A 17071-nucleotide genomic window follows, 5' to 3' on the forward strand; every position below is an offset into this window, starting at 1 on the left:
CGCTGGGTTGATTCATTTCTGGCGATTCCTCAATTTGCCGCGCTCGTGTCGGAGCGACGCTCCTGCAACAACGGACCAAGCTGGCTGTCAATCGCCCGCAGCGCCGCCATGCCGGCCTGCTCGCCCGCGAGCGTCGGATCGGCCCAGGCGCATTCGAGTTCGATCAGCGAGTCGGCGTGGCCGTCGCGGATCACCTGCTCGAGGAAGCGGACCATGTCGAGCCGACCGGCGCCCAGTTCAATGCGGCCGGGCATGTCGGTCAACTGAACGACGCCGACGCGGTGCTGCGATTCGCGCCAGGTGCGTTGGATGTCGCCGCTCATCATGTCCACGTGGCCGGTGTCAAAGATCAGCCTGACTGCGGGGTGATTGACTTCGTCGAGGAGGCGGACCCCCTGTTCGAAGGTGTCGAGGAACATCGCCGGAAGCAGCATCATCGGCTCGACCACTAGCATCTGGTCGCGAGCGGCGACTTGGTCGCCGGCACGGCGCAGTCGGTCGACAAGAGTGCGCCATTGGACAGCGGGATCGAGCGTTTCGTCTCGGCATAGCACGGTTACCAATGCCTTCGAGCCCAGCGTTGCCGCCACATGGGCCGAGTGGGCAAGGTGGGCATCGACAGTTTCTCGTGCTTCGTCGGTGTCGCGGACCCACAGCGGCGTAGTCAATACATCGAACGGGGCAAAGACAATTCCACCGCACTGCATGCCGTGGTCAGCCACGGCTTGCGCAAATCGCTCTCTATGATCGCGAGGGTGTGACGCAACCCAAGGATGGAACACGCCAGCCAAACCCTGAGTGGCGGCGAATTCGACATGCGCGCCGGGATCGGTTGAATGATCGACGCTCGCTTCGAACAGCGGCCGGAAGTCGGGCGGAAGATAACCGAGGTGGCTGGCGTATGAGAGGTTGAACTTTTCGGTCATGGCGCGAGCTTTCGGTGGTTGGCGGTCATTACGACGGGATTTGCGGGAACTGATTGCGGAACATCGTGGCGGCGCGATGATAGCCGGCCTGCTCCTCGGCACTGCGCCAGCGCAGGATGGCGTCGGCGAAGCTGGGGCGGGCCTGCACGGCCTCCCACCAGCGCTGCAGCGCTGGCCGCTCGTCCCATAGCGCGGCCAGGCCGAGATCGGAGAGGCGGGCGATGTAGGTGGTGTAGTCCGCGTCGGCTAGGGTATAGGCCTCGCCTGCTAGGTATTCGGTGCGGGACAGAGCCTGCTCCATCTCGTCAACGAGACGGCGGAACTGCCGCATCGCCTCCGCCACCCACGGCGAGGCGAGCCCATCATCCAGAAGTTCTACGGAGATCCGGCGCTTCACCGGGTTGCGCAGGCCGGGCATCGCCGTGGCCCGAACCGCATCGGGCATGGCGCGATATATTTCAGCCGCGACGGATGGGAAGGTGAGGATGAACAGGTAGAGGTGGTAGGCATCGTCGATCTGTTTGGACCAGAGCCGTGCGAGGTGGCGGTCGGCCGGATCCGCGGGAAGGAGCGCGGGGCCGGGGAAGGCCTCGTCGATATACTCGCTGATGATCCTGCTTTCGATCAGCACCCGGTCGCCGTGAACCAGGGTCGGCACCACGCCGTTGGGGTTGAGCCGGAGATAATCGGGATCACGAAGGGCAGGGCCCGAACATTCGCGACCTTCCCACGTCACCCCCTTCTCGAAGAGGGCGATGCGAACCTTCTGCGGGCAAACCGCGCCGCTGGTATGATAGAGGACCACCGTCATCTGCGTTCTTCCCTTAAGCAATCAGGCGGCGTGGAGGCCGCCGTCGACAGCGAACTCGCCGCCCGAGCAGTAGCTGGCCTCGTCCGAGGCAAGAAACAGGACCATCGCGGTTACTTCCTCGGGACGGCCGAGGCGGCCGAGCGGAATGTGCGGGGCCACCATCCGCGGTACGTCGCGTCCTTCGATCATCGGAGTCTGGATGACGCCCGGGTAGATGGAGTTGACGCGAATATTTTCGCGACCAAGTTCGACGGCGAGGACCTGCGAAAGACCGCGCACGCCATATTTGGACGCGCAGTAGGCGGCGCCATTGGCAAAGCCGCTGAGCCCGGCGAGCGACGAAATATTGACGATCGACCCGCCGCCGGCGCGGCGCATCAGCGGGGTGACTGCGCGGCAGCCCTTGAACACGCCGGTCTGGTTGATCGAGACGACATGGTCGAACAGCTCGTCGGAGAAATCCGCGATCGGGCTTTCGCCGAGCACGCCGGCGTTATTGACCAGAACATTGACGGCGCCGACCCGTTCTGCAGCGGTGCAGACCTCTGCCCAGCTTTCCGTGTCGGAAACGTCGTGACGGACGAAGCTGCAGGCATCACCCAGTTCAGCCGCCACGGCGTTGCCGCCATCCTCGTTGAGGTCGGTGCAGATCACCCGCGCGCCTTCGGCAACAAAACGGCGGCAGTGCGAGGCACCCATGCCGCTGCCGCCGCCCGTAACGATCGCGACCTTTCCGTTCAATCGGCCCATGTCTTCAATTCCTTCCTTTGGAGACTAGACGGTAAAGCCTCCATCGACGACGAGCGCCGAGCCCGTGACGTAGCTGCTCATGTCGGAGGCCAGGAACAGCGCGGCACTCGCGATTTCGCGCGGATCGGCCCAGCGGCCGAGGGGTATGCCGGCGCTCAGCGCTTCTCGAATGCCATTGGCCGAACCACCGACCGCTTCGGCTTTGGCGAGATCCTCCTCCATCATCGGGGTTTCGGTAACGCCGGGAAGCAAGGCGTTGACCCGCAGGCCACAATTGCCAACCTCGCGCGCGGCGGAGCGGACAAGTCCGAGCACGCCGTGCTTTGCCGCGGCATAGTCGCTGCGGGTCGGTACCCCTTCGACGGCCGCGCCAGAAGCCGTACAAATGATGCTTCCGCCCCCGCCCTGATCAAGAAACATTCGGACCGCGGCGCGGACGTTGAGAAAGGCCGCGCCGAGATTGACCGAAAGCGACTTGTTCCATTGACCGAACGCGAGGTCGGTCACCTGTGCCGGCGGGCCGAGCCAACCGGCATTGGCCATCACCACGTCGATCCGGCCGAAGCGCCGTCTCGCATCCTCGAAATAGGCTGCTACCTCACTCTCGTCGGTGGCATCGCCGACCAGAGTGAGGCTGCGGTCCGGCGCGAAAGCCGCGGCGGCCTGCTGAAGGCGGTCGGCATCGCGGTCGACCAGGACGACCCGGGCGCCGGCTTTGGCGAAGACCTCGGCGGTTGCCAGGCCGATGCCGCTCGCTGCGCCGGTGACGAGCGCGACCTTGTCGGGAAGAAGTAGTGGAACCTGCATCGCGCGCCTCAGAACGAGGTTCGCCCGATCCGTGCGCCCTTGCGGCTCCCGATCGGCAGGACTTCCTCGAGGAAGTCGACGGCGGTGTCGGCGGCATGGAGCAGGCCTGCGCCATAGGATACGCCAAGCTGATCATAGGGCAGCAATTCGATGCGCTTCGGCTCACGGGCGAGCTGGTAGGTGCGAAGCACTTCCTCGTGCGAGTGAACGACGTCCCAGCCCTCGACCCCGATCATCAGCAGCGGACGCGGTCCGATATACTGGACGAAGTGATCGGAGCCGAAGGTGATGATCTCGTCGAGCGACGACAGGGTCACCTTCGCCTTGAGAGTGGGATAGGTCTGCTCGAGGGTGGACATGAAATAGGCGCCGCCCGGATCGCAGATCGCACCGTCTTCGCCCTGCGAAACGTCGGCTGCCGAGGGGATCGTGCCGCCTTCTCCACCGGCCGCCCGGATTCGCCGGTCGTCCTCGAGGCGCAGAAGAAGGTCCTCCCACTGGGCGAGGGTACGCATGTCACGCAGCCAATTGTGTCCATTGATAACCGGAACCTGGCTGATTACCGCTCGCGCACGCCGGTCAAGCCCGCCGACGGCGAGGACGATGCCGCCGGCGAAGCTGGAGCCCCAGACGCAAATTCGGTCGCCATCGAGCTCGGCGCGGTTTTCGCACCAGGTCATCGCGTTGCGATAGTCTTCTACTTCGCGCCAAGGCGACAGGAACTGACGCGGCTGGCCCTCGCTTTCGCCGAAATGTCGGTAGTCGATCGTGAGCGCAGCGTAGCCGCGCTTGGCGAAATGGATGGCGAACTCTTCGATCATTTGCCTGACGCCGGTAAACCCGGCGCCCATCACGATCGGCACATACGGCGCATTTTGTTGGTCCGCAGGCAGAAAGAGCGTGCCGGCACAGCGTTCGCCGCAGCTCTCGAACGTGATTATCTCCTGGCGGACTTCGTGCGCCATCAGCCATTCTCCCGATTTCTGTCTTGTTCTGGCAGTTCGCCTAGAAGCGGGAAATTGATCGGCTGCGTCAAGGCTCACGGAGCGGCAAAGCGGGGTTTGCGCTATGATGACATATTTAGTGCTGCGAGATGCAAAACTCGCCAGCAAGATCGCCGCGGGCCGGAAGGGAAACAGCGCAAATCGTCACGCTTGCGCTTCCATTTTGCGTTGATTATCCTGCCGGGACGGGAATCAGTGGTGGCTCACCCTGCCGCCACTGAGGCGCAACACCGTCGCTCAAAGCGATGGGTACGAACGGGACGGGACGATGCCGACAACGACTGTTGTCCGACGCACGGAGTCTGCGCGCGAAGTTCTGCGCCGCCAATTCGTTTCTCGTACGGTGGGGCAAAATTGGCAGGAGATCATTTCTGATCTCTACATCCCGCTCGAATTCGAAGCGTTGCGTAGCGGGCCATTCCACGCACAGATCCAGCATCACCGTATCGGAAGGCTGGACCTTAGCCATTACACCACCGACCCGGAACGCGTAGATCGCCGGCAGCAGCATATCGATCCCCATGCTCAACCTTATTTCATGCTCCAGATCCAGATGTCCGGAACCACAGCCTATGAGCATCTGGGTCAGGAATATTCGCTGACCCCGGGCAGCTTCACGCTGATCGACACAACCGAGCCCTATTCGTTCATGCATACCGACGTGCAATCCGCCTTGTGTCTCAAGGTGCCCGCGTTGGCGTTGCGCGGTAGAGTGATCGACCCGGTCGCTTTCTGCGGGCGGCAAATCGAGGTGAAAGATAGCTACTCGCGTGGCGGTCTGAAATTGCTCACCGGGGCGACCGCTGAGAGCTACGGCCTTACACTCGCTGACGCGCCGCACATCGAAGCTTATTTGCTCGACACGATCGCTCTCATTCTGAACATGAGCGCAGATCGCACTCCTATCAACGGCACCTCGGCGCGACGCGCGATCCATCGCCGGGCCACCTCGTTCATGCAAAGCAACTTGCACAGGCCCGAACTGAGCCCTGAGATGATCGCCGACGGTACAGGCATTTCCTTGCGCTACCTTCACCGCGTCTTCGAGGACAGCGGTGTCTCGGTGCGGAATGCGCTAATGAATTTCCGCGTCGAGCACGCGATGGCGTCCCTGCAAGACCCGCAACTGTTTCCGCTGTCGATGAAGGAGATTGCCTTCCGCTGCGGCTTCAAGAGCCAGAGTCATTTCGCCAGCGCCTTCGGGGCGCGATTCGGCATCACACCTCGCCAGGCCCGGTCCGCGGTGCGCTAGGTTCGTCCGCGCAAATGCGCGAAATCGACATCGCCACACGCTTATTTTTCATCATAACGACCTTAAGCGTTCAAGACAGCGCCCAACTGCGCAATCAATCTTTCCCAATCCAGAGACGCCAGCAAGGCTGCAATGAGCCGCGGTGAAGAGCCGAAATCGGCCGCCGCTCTTGTCGCTGGGAGAGAGACCCATGAAATTTGGAACGCTGAACACCCCGAGCCATCCGCCGCATCGCAGCCTGAAGGATGGTCATTACCACAACCTCGACTATCTGAAGTGGCTGGACTCGATCGGCGTCTATGAAGCCTGGATCGGCTCGCATTACACCGTGGTGAGCGAACCGCAGGCACCTAACGACCTGCTGATCGCGCAAGGCTTCGCGCAGACGAAGAACCTTCGTATCAACCCCGGCGCCTTCATCGTGCCTTTCTACCACCCGGTGGAACTGGCCCACCGCATCGCATGGCTGGACCATATCTCGGACGGGCGCATGACGGTCGGCCTGGGTGCGAGCGGTGTGCCGACTGACCTTGAGATGCTCGGTATCGATATCAAGTCGGGCGTGGCTCGAGAGATGGTCGAAGAGAGCATCCGCATCATGCGCACGCTGTGGACCCGTACAGAGCCCGGTGACATTTCGGGCAAGTTCTGGAAGGCATTCATCCCCGAGCCGATGCTCGAAGATCGCTTCAAGCTGCACCTTCGTCCCAAGCAGGATCCGATCCCCCTCGCCATGACCGGCGCTTCGGCCAGTTCGAGTTCCTTGCGCACCGCTGGGCGCCTGGGTCTTATCCCGACCAGCTTTTGCTTCGGCGTGCATTACATCCGGTCGCATTGGGAGGCGTACGAGCAGGGCGCCGAGGAAGCTGGCCAACCTCAGCCGTCGCGCGAAAACTGGCGCATCGTCCGTGAAATCATCGTCGGCGAGACTGACAAGGAAGCTCTCGACTATGCAATCAATGGGCCGATGGGCAAGCATTGGGCGAATTTCTATCTCCCCATGCTCAAGGAGGCCGGTCTCGCGGATGCCCTCAAGCGGGACCCCAGTGATCCGGATTCGGACGTCACCGTCGAATATCTGGCCAAGCATAGCTGGACGGTGGGTTCGGTCGAAACGGTGAAGGAGAAGCTCGAGGAACTCTACCATCGCTCGGGCGGCTATGGCGTTCTTTGCGCCGACTCCTACGACCATCTCGACTCGCCCGAGCAATGGCGCAACTCGATCAGCCAGCTGCAGAACGAGATCGTGCCGTATCTGAGCAAGAAGCTGTCGCCCAAGCCTCAGGTGGCCGCGGCCTGAAACCGCCCTGGCCCGGTGCGCCGGTCGCCAGGTCCTGCGCCACCAATATCGCACCGGCGTTACCCACCGGGCGCCGGCGCACAGATGAACTGAATGCGAGGAACTCTTCATTATGGCTCTGACCAGTGCACAAGATCTGGCCTATGTGGTCTTCTCCGCGCCCGACCTCGAGAGGATGCGTGCCTTTCTCCTCGAGTTCGGTCTACGCGAGGCAGAGGGCGGCGATGCCGACAGCCTGTATATGACCGGATGGGGGAAAGCCCCCTTCCTGCACAAGACAATTCGCGGCGAGCAAGCCGGTTTTGCTGCGGTAGGATTTGACGTCGGCTCGCTTGAGGCCCTTGAGCGTCTCGCGATCGCCGACGGGCTGCCCGTCGAGGATCTCGCTGGTCCGGGCGGCGGCAAGGTCGTGCATCTCACCGACCCGGATGGCTTTGCGGTAGATGCTGTCGCCGGGCGCGCTCCGCAAGAGGACGTGCTTCCAGGGGGGCGGAACTGGAACCAATATGGCCGGGTCACGCGGATGGGCCGCAAAGATGCGGAACTCTCGACGGGACCGTCTCATGTTATGAGGCTTGGACACCTCGTCCTGTCGGTGGCGCATGCGCCTACCTCCGAGGCGTGGTACCAGGAACGCTTCGGCCTGCTGGTCTCGGATGCCATTGAGCTCGACGACGGCCACTATCTCGGCTCATTCATGCGCTGTGACCGCGGTGACGAACCCGCGGACCATCATAGCCTCTTCCTCGCCCAGAACGGGAGCGATCCGGCCTACCGACACGCTGCCTTCGAGGTGCTGGACATGGACGACCTGCTGGTCGGACATGATTACCTGGAGGAAGCAGGTGCTACAAAGTCCTGGGGTGTTGGCCGGCACCTGCTTGGCGGTCAGGTGTTCGATTACTGGCGCGATCCGTTCGGCCATGTTCTTGAGCATTGGACCGATGGTGACCTTCTCGTCTCCTCCGATCAGGCTCGGCGATACGGTATGAAGGAACTCCACAGCCGTCTGTGGGGGACAGAATTCCCCGGTTCTCTCTGATTTGCAATCAAGGATTCTTGTTCATGAAGTTGGTAACTTTCGAAATGGGCCGGGGGCCCGAAGTCGGTGTTGTCGAAAATGATCGCATCATCTGTGTCGGCCGAGCCTTTCCCGATCAGGCCTCCACCATGATCGACCTCATCCGCAATTGGGAGGCGCTGCGTCCGCAGATCGAGGCTCTCGTCGCGTCGAGTCACGAATCCGTCGGCTTGGCGGAGGCCCATCTGCTGGCTCCAATCCCGCGACCGGGCAAGATCATGGCGATCGGGCTCAACTACAAGGATCACATTGCCGAGAGCGGCCTGGCGACGCCCGAGCACCAGCTATGGTTCAGCAAGGCATCGACCAGTGCCCACCCGCCATATGATCCCATCGCGCTGCCTAAAGCTTCACCGAACACCGTCGACTACGAAGCGGAGCTGGTCGCGGTAATCGGGAAAGCTGGCAAGCACATTCCGGAATCCGACGCGGAAACATATGTGTTCGGCTATTGTTGCGGCAACGACGTGTCGGTGCGCGAATGGCAGAAAATGACCCCGCAATGGACCCTCGGCAAGTCATTCGACACCCACGCTCCGTTCGGCCCCTATATCGTCACAAGCGACGAGGTGGGCGACCCGCACCAATTGGCATTTCGTTGCCTGGTCAATGGCGAAGTGAGGCAGAGTTCCAATACCAGGCATCTGCTTTTCAATGTGTTTAGCCAAGTAGCGCACCTTACCAAGGTCATGACGCTGGAGCCTGGCGACCTGATCTTCACTGGCACATCCGGCGGAGTTGGCGCAGCTATGAAGCCGCCCAGCTTTTTGGCAGAGAGGGATGTGGTTCGCGTCGAGTTCGAGAAGCTTGGTCATATCGAGGCCGCCTTCGCACCCGAATGACGATCGCTTTGTTTCAGCGTCCGGTGCTCCCAGTGCCGGACAGGATGTTTGCAAAGCCGTAAGCGAGGCCTGTCTTATCTGAGTTCACGATAATCTAAAAATATACATGGGGATTGTGGGATGTCGAAGTCAGTATTGATTATGCTTGCAATTCTGTCTGTTGTTACCCAATGGGCAGGTATTTACTTGATCCCGCTGACAGAGGGTCTCACGAAGTTCTGGCCTACATTTTTGGGAGCTGCGTTGTTCCTGATTGGAATTGGCTGTCTGGCTAAGCTGGTCTCTGCCGGCATCCCCTTGGGTATCATCTTCCCCGCTCTTTCCATCGCGATGCCGGTAGGTGCGGTGCTCATCGGTGTCATCTTCTTTGGCGAACCAGCACCGCCGGCCAAGCTTATCGCGTTGTTCGCCGCTGCAGGCCTGGTCGGTTATGCGGCGACCGTCTGAACGGACGCCCGATTGCGACGAGGAGGCGGTGCACCACGATTGTAGCGATCGTGCACTCGATTGGATATCTCAGTGCACGCAAGGCAGGCGACGGGTTGTCAGGGTGTTTCAAGACTGACAGGATGAGCCTTCGTCCCGCTTCGATCCGTGCCAGCACGGGCAGATACGGAGAATGCTTCGCTTTTTGGTCGCTCGACGAACCGCGGCGGTTCGTTGCCTGTCGAACTTTGCACCGAATGACGTGACAGGTCAGAAGCTCCGAGATTTGAAGACGAAAAATGACGGCCTCCGAAGGGGCCGCGGGGAGAGAGAAAATGGACTCAGGTTGCTCCGCGAGGAGTGTCCGCGTCGCGATCGAGGAGGCCGGCGTCGCGCTGCCCGCCAGAACGAGCCTCGCCAGGCCGGCGTTCAGGCGGCCAAACCCGCCGCCAGGTTGGACCGATTTGATTGGCGATCATCTGGTGCGAGTGGATCTTTCCACGAGGGGCTCGGCCTTCAAGGGGGATGTGGAAATCAACCCCGTAAGTCGCACGCACATCGCACGGATAGCCGCAGACGCTGAATATGCGCGACGGACCAAGCAGCATATATGCTCGGAGACAGAGGAGTTCTTTCTCCTGAATATCATGCTGGGTGGACGTCCCAGCTATTCCCAGTTCGGTCGTGATATCGTTGTCGACCGCGGTCACTTTACCTTGTTGCACACAGGGTCACCCTATGAATTTGAGCATTCCGATCCGATGGAGTTGCTTTGCCTCAAGATACCAAGCTCGGTGCTTCTTTCGCGCGTGCGCGATCCTTATGCTTTCTGCGGCACGTCCAAATTGATCGGCGGCAGCATCTCGCGGATGACCCGAGATCTCATGGTAAGTCTTTCGCGCGAAATCCGGGGCCTGCCGAACGATGCTCGCGGCATGGTGGAGGACAATTTACTCGACATGGTCGGAATGATGATGGATCAGCATTCAAGCCGTACGATCGTAAATGGAACCTCGGCGCGCTGGGCCTTACATCGACGCGCTGTCCGGTACATACAGGAAAATATCGGGGATCCGGACATGAATCCCTGCGCTATCGCGAAATCACTTCGGGTTTCGGTAAGGCATCTGCATCGGGCCTTCGAGGCGGCGGACCAGAGCGTGCACGGTACCCATTTGGCGATGCGGCTCGAGGCATCGCGCAAGACCCTGGCTGATGCGAGCCTCAAGCCGCTTTCCATCAAGGAGGTCGCTCACAGGTGCGGATTTCGTAGCCAAAGCCATTTCAGCAGCTTGTTCAGGTCTCGCTTCGGCATGACTCCAAAGCAATTTCGAACCAAGTCGATCGAATGCCTGCAAGTCACTCCGCCGGAACCCCCGAGCCTTTTGCCCGATATGCGGCAATAGCGGCGCCGAAGGCAGGTTCAGTTGGTTAAGCAGGCGCGTCATGCTGGCGCGCAACAATTGCCTGGATCCGCTGCGTTCTCAAAGTCGCGGCCGAGGCATCTTGGCGCTGTGCCCTGTATGGATGGTCGTTCGAGGCTTTCCGCAATCCGCGCGATGTCTCCCGCCAAGCTGCCATCGTTCACCTGATCCATCCTTTTCCCATCCTTTCTCCAAGAGATCGAACCACAATGGCCGAGATACAGATCGAAGCGGAATTCTTTCGAAGAGTTCTTGGAAACTACCCTACGGGCGTGTGCGTGGTAACCGCCACCGATTCAGATGATCAGCCACTGGGGATGGTGGTTGGCTCGTTTGGATCTATTTCGCTTGACCCACCATTAGTGGGCTTCTTTCCCGCACGTACATCGACGAGCTGGCCGCGAATTGCGAAGGCCGGTCGATTTTGCGTGAACGTAATGGCCATCGACCAGGCGACGACATGTCGGCAGATCGCGTCGGTCGACGAAAAATTCCTAGGGGTGGATTACGAAATTTCCGAACACGGCCTGCCAGTCCTCAAAAACTCCCTGGCTGCAATTCAGTGCCATCTCGAGAGCGTCCTTGAGGCAGGCGATCACTTGTTTGTCATGGGACGTGTCGTTGGAATGGAAGTCATGCGAGATGCTGATCCCATGTTGTTCTTCAAGGGTGAGTATGGTGCGTTCTCCCGGAGAGCCTGAGATGCTGACCGCGTCGATCGTCACGCGGTAACGCCCTTGGGTCGCGAGGGCTTTTTCGGAAGGCGCCTTTCCGTGAAAGGGCCCAACGTCTAGCGCAGACGGAACCGCAGCTCGCATCGATCTCGCGGTGACGGCGCGGATGGTTGAATAGCCTCATGTCGGCTACCTATCGGAATTTTCGGCGCGGACGTCGATACGGCGGAAGTCAGGCCGCGCGACCTCGAACGCGGCGCTTCTGGTGCCGGGAGGAGCCGGGTCACCAGCGGGACCCGCGACGCCCAATGACCGGGAAGGCCCCAAGCTATGGGAGCGAGAGGCGAGGGATCTCGCGGGGTCCGCGGAACTTGCGCGCTCATGAGCCGGTCGGTCCGATGCAGGGTAAGCGGTCGAGAACCCCCACATTTTCAATTGTGCGCTGATTGGTAGTTTCGCCTGTATGGATGGCGAGGTTGGTGATGAGCGACGAAACGGATTTCGAAACGAGTTTCGAAACGAATGCACTGGTTCGGCCTGAGCGGCTTGATGTGGTTGCCGCGCCGCGCGGGAGGCGCAGCTGGACGCCCGAGGCGCGGGCACGGATTATTGCGGAAAGCCTGGTGCCGGGGGTCAATGTGTCGGAAGTGGCGCGTCGGCACGGGATATATCCGCAGCAGTTGTACACTTGGCGACGCGGGTTTCAGGAGCACGCGGAAAAGATGCGGCCAGATTCCGCGCTGTTCGTTCCGGCGATGGTAGAGCACGTTGAAGAGCCTTTCCGCGAGACGCTGCGGGTCGTAGACGGCGAGATCGTGATCGAGACTGCGAGGTTGGCGATCCGGATACCAGCGGGAGTTAGCGCGGATCACATCGAGCGGGTATTGCTGGCGGTGCAGGCGAACTCGTGATTATTTCGCCGGGGCCGCTGAAGGTGCTGGTAGCGACGCAGCCCGTAGACTTCAGGAAAGGCATGGTGGGGCTCACCGCGCTGGTGCAGAGTGAACTGCGTCTCGACCCGTTCTCGGGGATGCTGTTTATCTTCCGTGCTCGGCGGGCAGACAGGATAAAACTCCTGGTCTGGGACGGGACCGGTCTGGTGTTGGTGACGAAGCGGCTCCAGGATGGAAAATTCCGCTGGCCCAGGCCGGGAGACGGCGTGATGAAGCTGTCGGCGGCGCAAGCTTCCGCGCTGATCGAGGGCCTGGACTGGTCGCGTGTACACGTGCCGCGAGTGCCCAAGCCGCTGCACGCACAGTAGGTCTTACGCCCGATTCCCTTGGGCTCAAACCCGTTTCCCGCCACGCAAAATCGGCTAGACTGTCAGCGGGGAGGAGCATCCTGAACCCTTGCGGCGACCGGTGTGGAAGTCGGATATGACGAGCTTCCTGACGACGTTGGGCAGCTCAAGGCGATGCTGCTGGCTGAACGCGCCCGTGCTGCACGGCTCGAACACATCCTGAAGCTGATCAACCGTACGACCTTTGGCAAACGTTCCGAAAAGATTCCGGCCGACCAGTTGGCGCTGGCTCTCGAAGACCAGCATGTGGCGCTCGGCGAGGCCGACGGACTGCAGGACAAGGCTGACGAGGAGGCCGAGCGCTACGGCCGCAAGCCGCGCCGACGGCGTGCACCTGATGCCGAGCGCGGCTCCTTGCCCGGACACCTGCCGCGCTTCGAGGTGGTCATCGAGCCCGGCAGTCTGGAATGCGGCTGCGGCGGCGCGCTGCATCGGATCGGTGAAGACCGTTCCGAGCGGCTCGACATCATCCCGGCGCAACACCGCGTGATCGTGACGGTCCGCCCGCGCTATGCCTGCCGCTGTTGTACAGATGGCGTCCAACAGGCACCCGCGCCGAAGCATGTGGTTCCCGGCGGTTTGCCAACCGAGGCGCTGATCGCCAATGTCCTGGTGGGCAAGTACTGTGACCACTTGCCACTTTATCGGCAGTCCCAGATCCTTGCTCGCCAAGGCATCACCATCAGCCGCGCCACTATGGCTGGTTGGGTTGGGCGCGGGATCGCGGCTCTGCTGCCGATCATCACCCGGATGCGCGCCGATGCGCTGGCAAGCGCGCGGTTGTTCGTCGACGAAACCACAGTCAAGGTGCTGGCGCCCGGAACCGGCAAGACGATGACCGGCTACATGTGGGTCATCGTGCGTGACGATCGCACGCATGGCGGCACCGATCCGCCTTTGGCGCTCTACACCTACCTGCCGGGACGTGGAAAGATGTGGGCCAAGCAGTTGCTGGGTTCATACCAGGGACTCCTGCAGGTCGACGCGTGGCAAGCCTATGACCAGTTCGGCAAGGAAGACGGCGCAAACGCTGGCGTCGAGAAATCCTACTGCTGGGCGCATCTGCGGCGCGGGTTTATAGACGCGGGCAGCGATGCCCCAGTGGCCCAGGATGCCTTGCAACGCATCGCTGCAATCTACGCGATCGAGAAAGGCATCCGCGGGCGTTCGGCTGAAGATCGCCTTGCGGTTCGACGGGAGCGAACGCAGCCGCTGGTCAACAAACTCCATGCCTGGTTCGTGGCCACGGCTCCGCGCATAATGGCGGGTTCAGCGACCAGCGACGCGATAAAGTACGCACTGAAGCGCTGGTCAGGCTTCACCCGCTTCCTCGACGACGGCCGCATCGAGATCGACAACAACGCCGCCGAACGAGCGATCCGGCCAGTGACTCTCCAGAGAAAGAATGCGTTGTTCGCAGGACACCAGCTCGGCGCCGAGAACTGGGCGGCAATCGCCTCGCTGGTCGAAACCTGCAAGATGCTCGACATCAACCCTTACGCCTACCTCACCGATGTGCTTACCAGGGTCATCAGCCGTGCGGACACTGATCAGGTCGACGACCTGTTGCCGTACAACTGGGTCAATACAAATGCCGGACAAACCGTGTTCGAAATGACCGGCATCGCCAGCGCCGCCTGACAACAAACATTACAACAGCAAACCACCGTCGCCGCGCCGTAAGGCAAGTGGGGGATTTTTACCGCTTACGATGCAGGCCACACGACATCCGTTCTGCCGGCAGATTGTGCCAGATACGACGCTCACCATCGGTGCGCTAGCTGCCTCCATGGGCGATCGTCGGCCCGCATCCAGGGATCGTCTTCAACGCGTCACGGGCGAACTCGGAACCGTGCTTCCGACTTCGCATCGGGCGCCTCCGACAGGCGAAAGCACCCTGGCTTGGCGCCCACCAAGCCGGCAGCAGGCTGAGGGTCCGATTCGGAAAAGGCGCCCGCGCCGCTACGGCAGGCTGGACATGGACCCGAAGCGCGGCACCATCCGACACCGCTTTTGTCCGTTTGATGCCTAAAGTTCGTCTCGACAGCGACAGGGGCCTCATATCTGCTTGTGCAGCAGCTGATTCCTGCATGAAGCTTCAAGTCCATCCATGGGAGCAACTCCATCCGGCACGATCCGGCGCGGAGTTTCAAGCGGGTTCTCAGCTTTCATGGCTTGAAGGGATTCATAATAAAACATCAGGAGGGGATATGCTCAAGGTGCGGTCACATCATCATCTCATGCTTGGCGCGGCAGCGATTGCCGTTGCAGCGGTGTCGACGCCGGCCATGGCCAATGAGACAGCCGAGAGCGCATTGCAGGTAGAACCGTCGACGGACGGAGATATCGTCGTGACAGCTCAGCGGCGCGCCGAGAATATGCAGAAGGTGCCGATCGCGATCACGGCGATTACCGGAGAAGCCCTTGTCGCGAACGGCATCTCCACCACGACCGACGTCGCGATCATGACGCCAGGCCTCCAGATCCCTCAGGTGGTTGGAGCGGTCAACCCCCGCATCCGCGGCATTGGTGCGGCGTCGGCGCAAGGCGGCAACGAAACCCCGGTGTCGATCTATGTGGACGATGTCTACTATGCGTCATCGTCCAGCGCGACATTCTCGCTCAATAACATTGAGCAAGTCACCGTGCTGAAGGGGCCGCAAGGTACGCTATTCGGCAGAAATGCCACGGGCGGGCTTATCCAGGTCAAGACACGGGATCCGAGCACGGAATTCTCCGGCAAGGCAGCGGTCACCTATGGCAATCTCAATACCATCGGTGGCGACCTTTATCTCACGGGCGGCCTGGCCGAAGGCGTAGCGGCCGACATTGCGGTATACTACCAGAACCAGCAGGACGGCTTCGGTATCAACACGACGACCGGAACCGAAGTCGGCAACTCTGAAGATTTGGCCATTCGGTCGAAGCTGAAGGTCGATGCCGGCGAGGACACGACCCTGATCCTGGCGGGCGATTACTCGACGGTCGATGCCCATGTCCCATCGCGGCGTCTCACATATGAAGCTGTTCCCTCGGCTGGACCTCGGTTCACCGGACGTCCTTTCGATGTGTTCTCGACCACGGATCCGATCTTCAAATCCAAACAAGGCGGTGCGAGCCTCACCGCAACCCACGACTTTGGAGCGGTCCTGCTCAAGTCGATTACCGCCTGGCGCCGCTCGACGACGATCATAAACGGCATCGACCTTGACGTCGGTCCGCTACCGCTTGCGTTCGGCGATCAGAAGTTCATCGATCGCCAGTTCACGCAGGAGGTCCAGCTCTTCTCGGATGGCGGCGGCGCCCTTACCTGGTCATTGGGCGCCTTCTACCTCAAGTCGCGCGCGAGAGTGACCGACTTCACCCTCAAATTTCCCGCATTTACCCGTTTGCCCCGCTCCGTTCACGCCGTGGAATCACTCTCGGGATTCGGGCAGGCCACGCTCCGCTTGGGCGAGGCGACTTCGGTGACGGCGGGAATTCGCTACTCGCACGAAATTCGCGATTTCGCGATATCCGGCACCGTGATAAACGTCGGCGGACCAACCGTCGATTTTCCCGAAAAGACGGATCGCCAAGAGACAAACGAGCCCACATGGCGACTGGCGATCGATCACAATTTCTCCAATAACCTCATGGTCTATGCGTCCTATAATCGCGGGTTCAAGACGGGTGGATTCAACCATACCCAGTTCATAACCGCGATCGAACAGGTGCTTCCCGAAAAGCTGGATGCCTATGAGGTTGGTTTCAAATCGCAGATGTTCGATCGAGCGCTTCGTCTCAATGCCTCGGCATATTACTACGACTACCGAGACATTCAGCTCACTGCCTTTTCGGCATTTGGCCAGCGTATCGTGAATGGACCGAAAGCCAAGATTTACGGCCTCGACTTCGATATCGAGGCCCAGCTGTCAGACCGACTGACATTGACGGGTGGCGCGGCGATCATCCGGAGCGAGTTCGGCACATTTACGAACGCCACTATCACAACACCGTCCCCCACGGGCGGCAATATCATCGGCCCCGGCGACGCCACTGGAAACGAGCTGCCCAATGCGCCCGACTGGACGGTCAATGCAGCATTGACCTACGATTTGCCGCTAGGGTTTGCCAATTCGCGGTGGAACATCAATTATTTCCACAGCGATGGGTGGTTTGGCTCGGAGGACAACCGCCTGTTCCAGCGTCCCTATGACATTTTGAACGCCTCGGTCAATTTTACCTTCGGGGACCAGGATCGTTTTAATCTGAGGCTCTGGGGAAAGAATATCACAAATACCGTCTATGCGGCGCAGTTCAGTGCCCAGCCCTTCGGGGACGCGGTGCACATATCGCCGGGTCGTACCTTTGGCGCGACGATCGGGGTCGAGTTTTGATGCTCTGACCAGGACTGTTCGAACGGATCGCTTCTCGAGGCGACATCCGCATGACAGGACGATTTATGGGTGAGGTGGCTTCGCCAGAGTCCGAC

General features: G+C 60.8%; 16 protein-coding genes. 11 read left to right on the forward strand and 5 right to left on the reverse strand.

Going from position 1 to position 17071, the window contains the following annotated elements; all coding sequences use genetic code 11:
- Positions 1-29: 29 nt before the first annotated feature.
- From B5483_RS18215 to B5483_RS18235, 5 genes are read right to left on the reverse strand one after another with little or no spacing between them, the layout of a single operon-like run.
- Entirely contained in the window at positions 30-926 is an 897-nt protein-coding gene (locus B5483_RS18215) for a sugar phosphate isomerase/epimerase family protein (RefSeq protein WP_079731438.1), read from the reverse strand.
- Between the two features lie 28 nt (positions 927-954).
- Positions 955-1737: a glutathione S-transferase family protein gene (locus B5483_RS18220; RefSeq protein ID WP_079731439.1), complete on the reverse strand. Its 783-nt coding sequence runs from the start codon at positions 1735-1737 to the stop codon at positions 955-957.
- A 21-nt stretch (positions 1738-1758) separates the two neighbouring features.
- Complete coding sequence (locus B5483_RS18225) at positions 1759-2487, reverse strand: SDR family NAD(P)-dependent oxidoreductase (RefSeq protein ID WP_079731440.1); 729 nt, start codon at positions 2485-2487, stop codon at positions 1759-1761.
- 24 nt (positions 2488-2511) lie between these two features.
- Positions 2512-3294 carry an SDR family NAD(P)-dependent oxidoreductase gene (locus B5483_RS18230; RefSeq protein ID WP_079731441.1) on the reverse strand — a complete coding sequence of 261 codons (783 nt, stop codon included), beginning with the start codon at positions 3292-3294 and terminating at the stop codon, positions 2512-2514.
- Positions 3295-3302: 8 nt separating this feature from the next.
- The gene (locus B5483_RS18235; RefSeq protein ID WP_079731442.1) at positions 3303-4259 is read right to left on the reverse strand and encodes an alpha/beta hydrolase; all 957 of its coding nucleotides are present in this window, start codon (positions 4257-4259) and stop codon (positions 3303-3305) included.
- A gap of 307 nt (positions 4260-4566) precedes the next feature.
- Here B5483_RS18235 and B5483_RS18240 point away from each other — a divergent pair, with 307 nt between their 5' ends.
- The 11 genes from B5483_RS18240 to B5483_RS18290 all read left to right on the forward strand — a co-directional run bounded on the left by B5483_RS18240 (position 4567) and on the right by B5483_RS18290 (position 16976).
- The gene (locus tag B5483_RS18240; protein WP_079731443.1) at positions 4567-5550 is read left to right on the forward strand and encodes an AraC-like ligand-binding domain-containing protein; all 984 of its coding nucleotides are present in this window, start codon (positions 4567-4569) and stop codon (positions 5548-5550) included.
- Positions 5551-5740: 190 nt separating this feature from the next.
- Positions 5741-6850, forward strand: a complete 1110-nt coding sequence (locus B5483_RS18245) for an LLM class flavin-dependent oxidoreductase (protein WP_079731444.1) — start codon at positions 5741-5743, stop codon at positions 6848-6850.
- Positions 6851-6962: 112 nt separating this feature from the next.
- Positions 6963-7892 (forward strand): VOC family protein, encoded by a 930-nt coding sequence (locus tag B5483_RS18250; protein WP_079731445.1) that lies wholly within the window; start codon positions 6963-6965, stop codon positions 7890-7892.
- A 23-nt stretch (positions 7893-7915) separates the two neighbouring features.
- Entirely contained in the window at positions 7916-8773 is an 858-nt protein-coding gene (locus B5483_RS18255; protein ID WP_079731502.1) for a fumarylacetoacetate hydrolase family protein, read from the forward strand.
- 120 nt (positions 8774-8893) lie between these two features.
- The gene (locus B5483_RS18260; protein ID WP_079731446.1) at positions 8894-9220 is read left to right on the forward strand and encodes a DMT family transporter; all 327 of its coding nucleotides are present in this window, start codon (positions 8894-8896) and stop codon (positions 9218-9220) included.
- Positions 9221-9498: 278 nt separating this feature from the next.
- The gene (locus tag B5483_RS18265) at positions 9499-10605 is read left to right on the forward strand and encodes an AraC-like ligand-binding domain-containing protein (protein ID WP_079731447.1); all 1107 of its coding nucleotides are present in this window, start codon (positions 9499-9501) and stop codon (positions 10603-10605) included.
- 227 nt (positions 10606-10832) lie between these two features.
- The gene (locus tag B5483_RS18270; RefSeq protein ID WP_079731448.1) at positions 10833-11324 is read left to right on the forward strand and encodes a flavin reductase family protein; all 492 of its coding nucleotides are present in this window, start codon (positions 10833-10835) and stop codon (positions 11322-11324) included.
- A gap of 455 nt (positions 11325-11779) precedes the next feature.
- Positions 11780-12208, forward strand: a complete 429-nt coding sequence (gene tnpA, locus B5483_RS18275; RefSeq protein ID WP_162896113.1) for an IS66-like element accessory protein TnpA — start codon at positions 11780-11782, stop codon at positions 12206-12208.
- The gene (gene tnpB / locus B5483_RS18280; protein WP_245829361.1) at positions 12205-12558 is read left to right on the forward strand and encodes an IS66 family insertion sequence element accessory protein TnpB; all 354 of its coding nucleotides are present in this window, start codon (positions 12205-12207) and stop codon (positions 12556-12558) included. The genes tnpA and tnpB overlap by 4 nt, the downstream gene beginning before the upstream one ends.
- Before the next feature lie 153 nt (positions 12559-12711).
- On the forward strand, positions 12712-14238 hold the full coding sequence (gene tnpC / locus B5483_RS18285) for an IS66 family transposase (protein ID WP_079731503.1): 1527 nt from the start codon (positions 12712-12714) through the stop codon (positions 14236-14238).
- Between the two features lie 449 nt (positions 14239-14687).
- Positions 14688-16976, forward strand: coding sequence for a TonB-dependent receptor (locus B5483_RS18290; RefSeq protein WP_176168104.1), 2289 nt, complete (start codon positions 14688-14690; stop codon positions 16974-16976).
- The last annotated feature ends 95 nt before the right edge of the window (positions 16977-17071 follow it).

Source organism: Novosphingobium mathurense (assembly GCF_900168325.1).
Taxonomy (GTDB): Bacteria; Pseudomonadota; Alphaproteobacteria; order Sphingomonadales; family Sphingomonadaceae; genus Novosphingobium; species Novosphingobium mathurense.

Excerpts from the sequence above, each read along its gene's own strand:
- tnpA (WP_162896113.1), top strand. The coding sequence starts at position 11,780 with ATGAGCGACGAAACGGATTTCGAAACGAGTTTCGAAACGAATGCACTG.
- B5483_RS18220 (WP_079731439.1), bottom strand. The coding sequence starts at position 1,737 with ATGACGGTGGTCCTCTATCATACCAGCGGCGCGGTTTGCCCGCAGAAG.
- tnpC (WP_079731503.1), top strand. The coding sequence starts at position 12,712 with ATGCTGCTGGCTGAACGCGCCCGTGCTGCACGGCTCGAACACATCCTG.
- B5483_RS18235 (WP_079731442.1), bottom strand. The coding sequence starts at position 4,259 with ATGGCGCACGAAGTCCGCCAGGAGATAATCACGTTCGAGAGCTGCGGC.
- B5483_RS18250 (WP_079731445.1), top strand. The coding sequence starts at position 6,963 with ATGGCTCTGACCAGTGCACAAGATCTGGCCTATGTGGTCTTCTCCGCG.
- B5483_RS18260 (WP_079731446.1), top strand. The coding sequence starts at position 8,894 with ATGTCGAAGTCAGTATTGATTATGCTTGCAATTCTGTCTGTTGTTACC.
- B5483_RS18290 (WP_176168104.1), top strand. The coding sequence starts at position 14,688 with ATGAAGCTTCAAGTCCATCCATGGGAGCAACTCCATCCGGCACGATCC.
- B5483_RS18225 (WP_079731440.1), bottom strand. The coding sequence starts at position 2,487 with ATGGGCCGATTGAACGGAAAGGTCGCGATCGTTACGGGCGGCGGCAGC.
- B5483_RS18215 (WP_079731438.1), bottom strand. The coding sequence starts at position 926 with ATGACCGAAAAGTTCAACCTCTCATACGCCAGCCACCTCGGTTATCTT.
- B5483_RS18255 (WP_079731502.1), top strand. The coding sequence starts at position 7,916 with ATGAAGTTGGTAACTTTCGAAATGGGCCGGGGGCCCGAAGTCGGTGTT.
- B5483_RS18240 (WP_079731443.1), top strand. The coding sequence starts at position 4,567 with ATGCCGACAACGACTGTTGTCCGACGCACGGAGTCTGCGCGCGAAGTT.
- B5483_RS18270 (WP_079731448.1), top strand. The coding sequence starts at position 10,833 with ATGGCCGAGATACAGATCGAAGCGGAATTCTTTCGAAGAGTTCTTGGA.
- B5483_RS18265 (WP_079731447.1), top strand. The coding sequence starts at position 9,499 with ATGACGGCCTCCGAAGGGGCCGCGGGGAGAGAGAAAATGGACTCAGGT.
- B5483_RS18245 (WP_079731444.1), top strand. The coding sequence starts at position 5,741 with ATGAAATTTGGAACGCTGAACACCCCGAGCCATCCGCCGCATCGCAGC.
- B5483_RS18230 (WP_079731441.1), bottom strand. The coding sequence starts at position 3,294 with ATGCAGGTTCCACTACTTCTTCCCGACAAGGTCGCGCTCGTCACCGGC.